Raw genomic sequence first — 6761 nt, forward strand, 5'->3', positions numbered from 1 at the left:
GTGGGGGTGTCCCTGCCCGGCGCCCCCTCGCCGGAGCGCGGCGCGGTGCCGCCACGTGCGCCGGCGGTGCCACGCCGGCCGGAGGCCTTCTCCTTTTGCTCGTTGCGGGAGAGCGCCTCCTTCGCGGGGGAACGCGCCACGCGCGGGGAGGCGTCCCGGTGGCCGGACGTGGGGGAGTGGTGGGAGGCGGAGCCGCCGCCGGGCGCGCCGGGGTCGCCCGAGACGGTCATGCACCCGGTCGCGGTCGACAGCGCCATTCCCGCGACGGCCATGGCTTTCGTGATACGTGACATCCACGCAACTCTTCCGCTGTCACGCCCCGGCTGGAAGTCCTCCCAGGAGTGATCGCGACCGGCCCGGATTGATCGCGGGCTGATCAGCGGCCTTCCCGGCTTTCGGTTCAGCAGCTTCGCGGCCACCGGTTCAAAAGCCGGTCTTCCCGTCGATGCGCTCACGGAGCAGGTCGGCGTGGCCGTTGTGCCGCGCGTACTCCTGAATCATGTGTGCGTACATCCAGCGCAGTGACATCCGCCAGCCCGTGCGGCGGGGGTGGGTGGCGACCTCGTCGAGGGACCGCCCGGCGGCGGACGCACGGGCCCGGGCGATCTCGCGACGCCAAGCGGCCAGCGTCTCCTCGCCCGTGTCGGCCTCGGTGACGACGAAGTCGTCGTCCGGCGCCTGGGGGGTGCGGTAGAGCGGTGCGGAGTCCTCCTCCCGCCACATCCCGCGGAACCAGTGACGTTCCACGTCGGTCATGTGCCGCACCAGGCCGAGCAGGGTCAGTGCGGACGGCGGAGCGGCGGCCCGCCGCAACTCCTCGTCGCCCAGATCCTCGCACTTGGCGGCGAGGGTGGCGCGCTGCAGGTCGAGCCACTGCTGGAGGATCTGCCGTTCGCTTCCGGTGCCCTCGGGGAGCGGGGCTCCGCTGAAGGTGAGGGGCGGCCCTTCGGGTGCTGTTCCGTCCTCGGTTGTCATGTGCTGATCCTGTCAGCCTTCAGAGGAGGGCAGGCGGAGTACGCCGGCAGCGCTCGGGGCCGCGGGCGCGAGCATGCCGGCCAGGATCTCCCGCAGGCCGGTCCGCAGCTCCTCCTCGCTGGGAACGGCGGCGTTGAACGAGCCCGCGGTGCAGGTGAACATGATGCCCTCGCACCAGGCCAGCAGAGAGAGCGTGTGCCGCTCGGGTGCGGTGGAGCCGGCGGCCGAGAGCAGGTGCCGCAGCGGTTGGGCGAAGTCGCTTCTTCCGGTGCTGTCGTAGTGGGCGCGCAGCTCGGGGCGCCGGGTGGCTTCGAGCGCCAGTTCGTAACGGGCCACCAGTAGGGCGCGGTGCCGGGTCAGATGGCGGTGGAGCGCCGCCGCGACGAGGTCCGCGAGCGGGCCGGGGCCCGGAGGGTCTCCGGCGGCCGGTGTCCCCTCCTGTGCGAGGAGGGCCGCGCCTTCCAGGAAGGTCAGCCGTTCCACCACCGTCTGGAGCAGGGCTGCCCGGGTGCGGGCGAGGTTGGAGGTGGAGCCCTGCGGCAGCCCGGCCGCCTCGTCGACGGCGCGGTGGGTGAGGCCGCGCAGCCCGCGTTCGGCCAGCAATCCGATCGCGGTGTCGGCGATCAGCTCCGAGCGGGGAACGGTGGTGTCGCGAGAGGGCATGGGGGCAAATCTACCCGCGCACTACAGGAGTAGTATCCTCGGAGTCGGAAGTCACTACAGCTGTAGTGTCCTGGTCTTTTCGGGAGGTACCCGTGCCCACCTCGCGCGCCCTCGTCATCGGAGCCGGCATCGGCGGCCTCACCGCGGCCGTCGCGCTCGCCGACCGCGGCTGGACCGTCACCGTCCTCGAACGCGCCGGCGCGCTCGAACCCGTCGGCGCGGGCATCGCCCTCGCCCCCAACGCGCTGCGCGCCCTCGACGTCGTCGGCGTGGGGGACGACGTACGCGCGCTGCGCACCTGGAGCGGACGCGGCGGTCTGCGCTCGCCCTCCGGCCGCTGGCTGGTGCCCACGACCGGCGACCGCACGGCCGACCACTTCGGCGATCCTCTCGTCCTGATGACCCGCGCCGCCCTCGTCGACCTGCTGCGCGCCCGGTTGCCCGACACCGTCACCCTGCGCACCGGAGTGGCCGCGAGCCCGACCGATCCGGGAGCCGAGGGCCGTTTGGCCACCGTCACCACGGATGAGGGCCACACCATGGAGGCGGACCTCGTGGTCGCCGCCGACGGCATCCACTCCCCGGCCCGCCGAGCGCTCTTCCCCGCGCACCCGGGTCCCCGCTACGCCGGCTTCACGACCTGGCGGTTCCTCGCCGAGACCCCGGAAGGCGGCGCCGAGCCGCACGAGACCTGGGGGCGGGGCCGCATGTGGGGCACCCAGTCCCTGCCGGACGGCAGGAGCTACGCCTACGCGGCTGCTGCCGTCCCCGCCTCGTGGCGCGCCCCCGACGGAGAGCGAGAGGCGCTGTCGCGGCTGTTCGCGGGCTGGCACAGGCCGCTGCCCGAGCTCATCGAATCCGTGCCCGAAGAGGCGGTACTGCGCAACGACGTCCACCACCTGACCGAACCGCTCCCCGCCCACCACGCAGGCCGCACCGTCCTGCTCGGTGACGCCGCGCACGCGATGGCACCCAGCCTGGGCCAGGGCGGCAACCAGGCCATCGAGGACGCCATCGTGCTCGGCCTGCTCGCCGACCCGGCCGGATCGGTCGGCGGGGCCCTGGCCGCCTACACCGGGCAGCGGCTGCCCCGCACCGCCGAGGTCGTGCGGCGGTCGGCGCGTGCCGCCCGGATGACGACCCTCACCAGCGCGCCCGCGTGCGCCCTGCGCAACGGGGCGCTCGCCACCGTCAGCCGCCTGGCGCCCGGGCTGACGCTGCGCGCGCTCGCGGGGATCGCCGACTGGCGACCGCCGGAGCGCACGGCCGCCGACGGGACGCGGTCACCCGAACGGTGAGGAAGGGCGGTCACCCGCACGCCGGTGACGAGACCCGCCACGGCGCGGCGGGCGCGAGCGGAGGGTCAGCGGCGGGCGGCCACGCTCAGGCCGAGGCCCCCGTCCTCGTCACGGGCCCGCCGCCGGTCCCGCCGTGACCGCACCGCGCGGGCGGCCTCGACCGCGAGGTACGCCGCCAGAGCGGTCAGCGCCAGCCGTACCGTCCAGTCACCGAAGCGCACGTACAGCGTCGTGCCGCGCGCCAGCGGCACCTCCGTGAGCGTGGCCGCACTGGTGTCCGTGTCCATGCGGTGTCCGACCTGTTCGCCCTCGGGCCCGAAGGCCGCGCTGACGCCGGTGAGGGTCGAGTGCACCATGGGCCGGCCCGTCTCGGCGGCTCGCAGCGCCGCGAGGGACGCGTGCTGCTCGGGCGCCCAGCTGTGCTGGAAGGTGGAGGTCGAGGACTGGGCCACCAGCACCCGCGCGCCCTCGGCGGTCAGGTGCCTGCTCATGTCGGGGAACGCCGTCTCGAAGCAGATCAGCGGCCCGAACCGCGCTGTCTCCGACCGCATCACCACAGGTTCCCGCCCCCGCTGCCGGTCCTCGCCCGCCGCCCGCCCGACCGAGGTGGCCCAGCCCAGCAGCGAACGGAACGGGACGTACTCGCCGAAGGGCACCAGTCGCATCTTGTCGTAGCGCTGCCCGGTCAGCCCGTCCTCGTCCACGAGGACCGCGCTCTTGAAGATGCCGGGCCGGTCGCTGCGTTGGGAGTCCACGTTCACCAGCAGTGGCGCCTGCGTCGCCCGGGAGAGCGCCGCGAGCCGACGCACCAGCGACGGATGGCTGCGCAGGTCGTACCCGACGCTGCTCTCGCCCCACACCACCAGGTCGGGGCGGCGGTCCGCCAGCCGCCGGGTCAGTTCCTCGCCGCGCGCGAACCGTTCCGCGCGCGAGGATGTCTCCCCGATCTGGACCACGGCGACACGTGTCTCGCCCGCGGGCTGCGGGCGTGGCGCCCACAGCCAGACCGCGCCCACGGACACGGCCGTGGCCAGCACGGCGACGGCCGCGGCCCGGCGGGCGAGGGGGGCCGAGAGCAGCGCGGCGAGGGCGGTGTTGACCGCCACCACCACGAAGCTCACCAGCCACACGCCACCCACCGACGCCAGCCGCAGCGCGGGCGTCACCTGCCACTGGCTCGCGCCCAGCAGCCCCCAGGGCCCGCCCAGGTACTCCCAGGAGCGGATCAGTTCGGCCAGCAGCCAACCGGACGGCACCAGTACCACCGCGGCGGCGAACCGGCCGCCTGCGGGCGTGCCCGAGAGCAGCCGGTGGACGAGCCGGCCCCACGGCAGCCACAACAGCCCCAGCAGAGCGGCGAGAAGGACGATGAACACGTGCAGGCTCGGCATCAGCCAGTGGTGCATCGCCAGCATGAAGCCCGTGCCGCCGAGCCAGCCGGTCCGTGCGGCGGCACGGGGAGTGGGCGCGGCGCGCAACAGCAGCAGCCAGGGCACGAGTGCGACGTACGCGAGCCACCACAGCGAGGGCTCGGGGAACGCCAGTGCGGGGACGGCCCCCGCCAACGGCGGAAGGACCCAGCGCGCCCAGCGGGCGGCCGGGACGGCACGCACGGCCGGGGTGGCACGCATGCCCCGCCTCCTTCGTCCGGTGCTCACTCCCCAGTGTGACGGAGGGGACGGAAGATGACGAGGTCGGCGCGGCGGATGTTCCCGCCGCACCGTGCCGTGCCGCGCCGTGCCGTGCCGTGTTGTGTCGCGCCGTGTTGTGTCGCGTCGCGCCGTGCCGTGCCGTCCGCTGCGGCCGGGCGGACGTGTTGTGGCGTCGGACGGGTACGCCACGGCGTCGGGCAGACGTGTTACGGCGTCGGGCAGACGCGTTACGGGGTCGGGAGGACGCGTTACGGTGCTGCGACCGGCCGGCGGCCGACGCGCCTGCCGCGGCCTTGGCGCGGCACTCCGGCGCGCGTTCCGTCGCCGGGCCTCTCCCGGTTCGCGAACTCCGCGTCCGGTGTGTGCCCCGCCGTGTCGCCGCGCCGTGCCCGCGGGCTCTCTTCGCGGGGCGGGGGCAGGGTCCGGCCCGGCTCGTCGGGCCGGGCGTGCCCCGGCGGCGAACCGTGCGTGCGGCGCGCGCTGTCGACCGTCAGTGCGACCAGCCCCCAGGTGGCCACCGCGCCGGCCACCAGCGCCAGCACGGCACCCGTGGCGCCGTACCGGAAGCCCTCGTCCAGCAGGGCTATGCCGGCGACCGCCGCGACCACGGGGTTGGCGACCGTGGCCGTCGCCAGCGGCGTCGCCAGCCCGCCGCCCCGGTAGGAGGCCTGGGAGGTGGCGAGCCCCGCGGCGGCCAGCGCGACCGTCAGCACGGCCAGTGGCACGGAGATGAGCAGCGGGGCGGACATCCATCGGTCGGCGAGCGTCTTGACGAAGACGGAGGCCGCACCGTAGGCCACCCCGGCGGCCAGGGCCAGGCACACACTCCGCAGCGCCGGGGCGCGGCCGTCCGGCCGTGCGCGTCCCCGGCGTCCCGCCGCGGCGGCCAGGCCGACCAGCAGCGCGAGGGCGCCCAGGACGCTCGTGGCGAGCAGCAGTTGGGCGCTCCCGTGCAGCGAGTCAGCCCCCGCGTCGCCGGTGAGCAGCAGGACGCCGGCCAGCCCCGCGGACACCAGCAGGATGCCGCGCCAGGTGGCGGCGGCCACACGGCGGCGGCCCACCACCGCGGCCATCGGCGCGGCGAGGACGAGGGTGAGCACGCCGAGCGGCTGAACCACCGTCAGCGGCCCCAGGCCGAGCGCCACCACGTGCAACAGCGCGCCTACTCCCTGGAGGGCCGCCGCCGTCCACCATGTGCCCGAGCGCAGGAGTCCCCAGCGGCTGGGAGAGGTCGTCGCGGCGATCCGCTCCTGCACGATCGCGGCCAGCGCGTAGCTGATCGCGGAGACCAGGGACAGCAGCGCCGCAGCCGTCAGCGCGCTCATGTCCGTCCCGTCCGGTCCTGGTTGGGCTTCGCGTTCATGTCACCACGATCCCGTGTCCGGGGGGATCTGTCGTCACCTGCCGGGAGCGTCTTGGCGTACAGCCAGCGGAGTACGTCACCGCTCCGTGTCCCCCTGCCAGGTGACGCGGCCGTGGGCCGTAGGACAGAGCCTTCGCGGGGCGCGGGACCTACGGCCGGTGTGCGGGCAGCGGCCCTTCGCCGGAGACCTCGACCGGGCCGAAGCCGCTGCCGCGGATGGCGATCCGGCCCTCCCGCCCGTCGATGAGCCGCAGCCGGGCCGTGTCCCCCTCCAGTTCGGTCCACAGCGGCTGGCTGCCTTCGGGTCTGATGGTGCCGAACCAGGCGCTGCCGGGGTCGGTAGCCTCCGTGAACAGCGCCGCGTCGACGGGCACCTCGGCGGCTCCGGTCAGCAGGGTCGCCGGGCCACGGTAGAAGTTGTCCATGAGGCCAGTGTGGCAGCGGGTGCCCGGCTCGGCAGCACCGTCGGCTGCCGCCCGGTCGGGCCCCGGACCGACGGAGCCCCGCCGCCCGCGGGAGGGGGGGGGGGGGGGGGGGGGCGGGGTCCGACGGCCGAGCCGACGTGCGCTGGGGGTCAGTTCGCCTTGCAGGCGTTCTGCGAGGCAGGGTTCAGCAGCGCGACGATCGTGTTGCCGCACACGTTCAGACCGAGGTCCAGGACGGCGCTGAGCAGGCTGGCTGCGATAGCGGTACGAATACGCATGTTCGCTCCCATGAGAGGTAGCTGTTGTCTCCACGTCCACCGTGGAGGCATGGGTACGTAGCGCGCATTTCGGACTACTCCGGGCGTGTCCCGCGCTGGTACCGTGC

General features: G+C 74.6%; 7 protein-coding genes and 1 pseudogene. 1 reads left to right on the forward strand and 7 read right to left on the reverse strand.

Annotated elements, in window-relative coordinates:
• The 3 genes and pseudogenes from AB8Z75_RS29790 to AB8Z75_RS29800 form a co-directional block, all read right to left on the reverse strand.
• A pseudogene (locus AB8Z75_RS29790) lies at positions 1 to 293 on the reverse strand (hypothetical protein); the annotation flags it as partial.
• A 130-nt stretch (positions 294 to 423) separates the two neighbouring features.
• A complete protein-coding gene (locus AB8Z75_RS29795; protein WP_369207394.1) occupies positions 424 to 975 on the reverse strand; it encodes a DinB family protein in 552 nt (183 codons plus the stop codon).
• A 12-nt stretch (positions 976 to 987) separates the two neighbouring features.
• Positions 988 to 1638 (reverse strand): TetR/AcrR family transcriptional regulator, encoded by a 651-nt coding sequence (locus tag AB8Z75_RS29800; RefSeq protein WP_369207396.1) that lies wholly within the window; start codon positions 1636 to 1638, stop codon positions 988 to 990.
• Positions 1639 to 1730: 92 nt separating this feature from the next.
• Between AB8Z75_RS29800 and AB8Z75_RS29805 the strand changes: the two genes are divergently transcribed.
• Positions 1731 to 2936, forward strand: coding sequence for an FAD-dependent monooxygenase (locus AB8Z75_RS29805; protein WP_369207398.1), 1206 nt, complete (start codon positions 1731 to 1733; stop codon positions 2934 to 2936).
• Between the two features lie 65 nt (positions 2937 to 3001).
• Here AB8Z75_RS29805 and lnt read toward each other — a convergent pair whose 3' ends face one another.
• From lnt to AB8Z75_RS29825, 4 genes are all read right to left on the reverse strand, one after another.
• A complete protein-coding gene (gene lnt / locus AB8Z75_RS29810; protein ID WP_369207400.1) occupies positions 3002 to 4567 on the reverse strand; it encodes an apolipoprotein N-acyltransferase in 1566 nt (521 codons plus the stop codon).
• A 269-nt stretch (positions 4568 to 4836) separates the two neighbouring features.
• Positions 4837 to 5913 carry a DMT family transporter gene (locus AB8Z75_RS29815; RefSeq protein WP_369207402.1) on the reverse strand — a complete coding sequence of 359 codons (1077 nt, stop codon included), beginning with the start codon at positions 5911 to 5913 and terminating at the stop codon, positions 4837 to 4839.
• 187 nt (positions 5914 to 6100) lie between these two features.
• Positions 6101 to 6376, reverse strand: coding sequence for a hypothetical protein (locus AB8Z75_RS29820; RefSeq protein WP_369207404.1), 276 nt, complete (start codon positions 6374 to 6376; stop codon positions 6101 to 6103).
• 149 nt (positions 6377 to 6525) lie between these two features.
• Positions 6526 to 6654 (reverse strand): chaplin family protein, encoded by a 129-nt coding sequence (locus tag AB8Z75_RS29825; protein WP_369207406.1) that lies wholly within the window; start codon positions 6652 to 6654, stop codon positions 6526 to 6528.
• Positions 6655 to 6761 lie beyond the last annotated feature (107 nt).

This window comes from Streptomyces sp. PU-14G, assembly GCF_041028275.1.
GTDB lineage: Bacteria > Actinomycetota > Actinomycetes > Streptomycetales > Streptomycetaceae > Streptomyces.

Coding starts and splice junctions, on each gene's coding strand:
- AB8Z75_RS29815 (WP_369207402.1), bottom strand. CDS start 5,913: ATGAGCGCGCTGACGGCTGCGGCGCTGCTGTCCCTGGTCTCCGCGATC.
- AB8Z75_RS29825 (WP_369207406.1), bottom strand. CDS start 6,654: ATGCGTATTCGTACCGCTATCGCAGCCAGCCTGCTCAGCGCCGTCCTG.
- AB8Z75_RS29800 (WP_369207396.1), bottom strand. CDS start 1,638: ATGCCCTCTCGCGACACCACCGTTCCCCGCTCGGAGCTGATCGCCGAC.
- AB8Z75_RS29820 (WP_369207404.1), bottom strand. CDS start 6,376: ATGGACAACTTCTACCGTGGCCCGGCGACCCTGCTGACCGGAGCCGCC.
- lnt (WP_369207400.1), bottom strand. CDS start 4,567: ATGCGTGCCACCCCGGCCGTGCGTGCCGTCCCGGCCGCCCGCTGGGCG.
- AB8Z75_RS29795 (WP_369207394.1), bottom strand. CDS start 975: ATGACAACCGAGGACGGAACAGCACCCGAAGGGCCGCCCCTCACCTTC.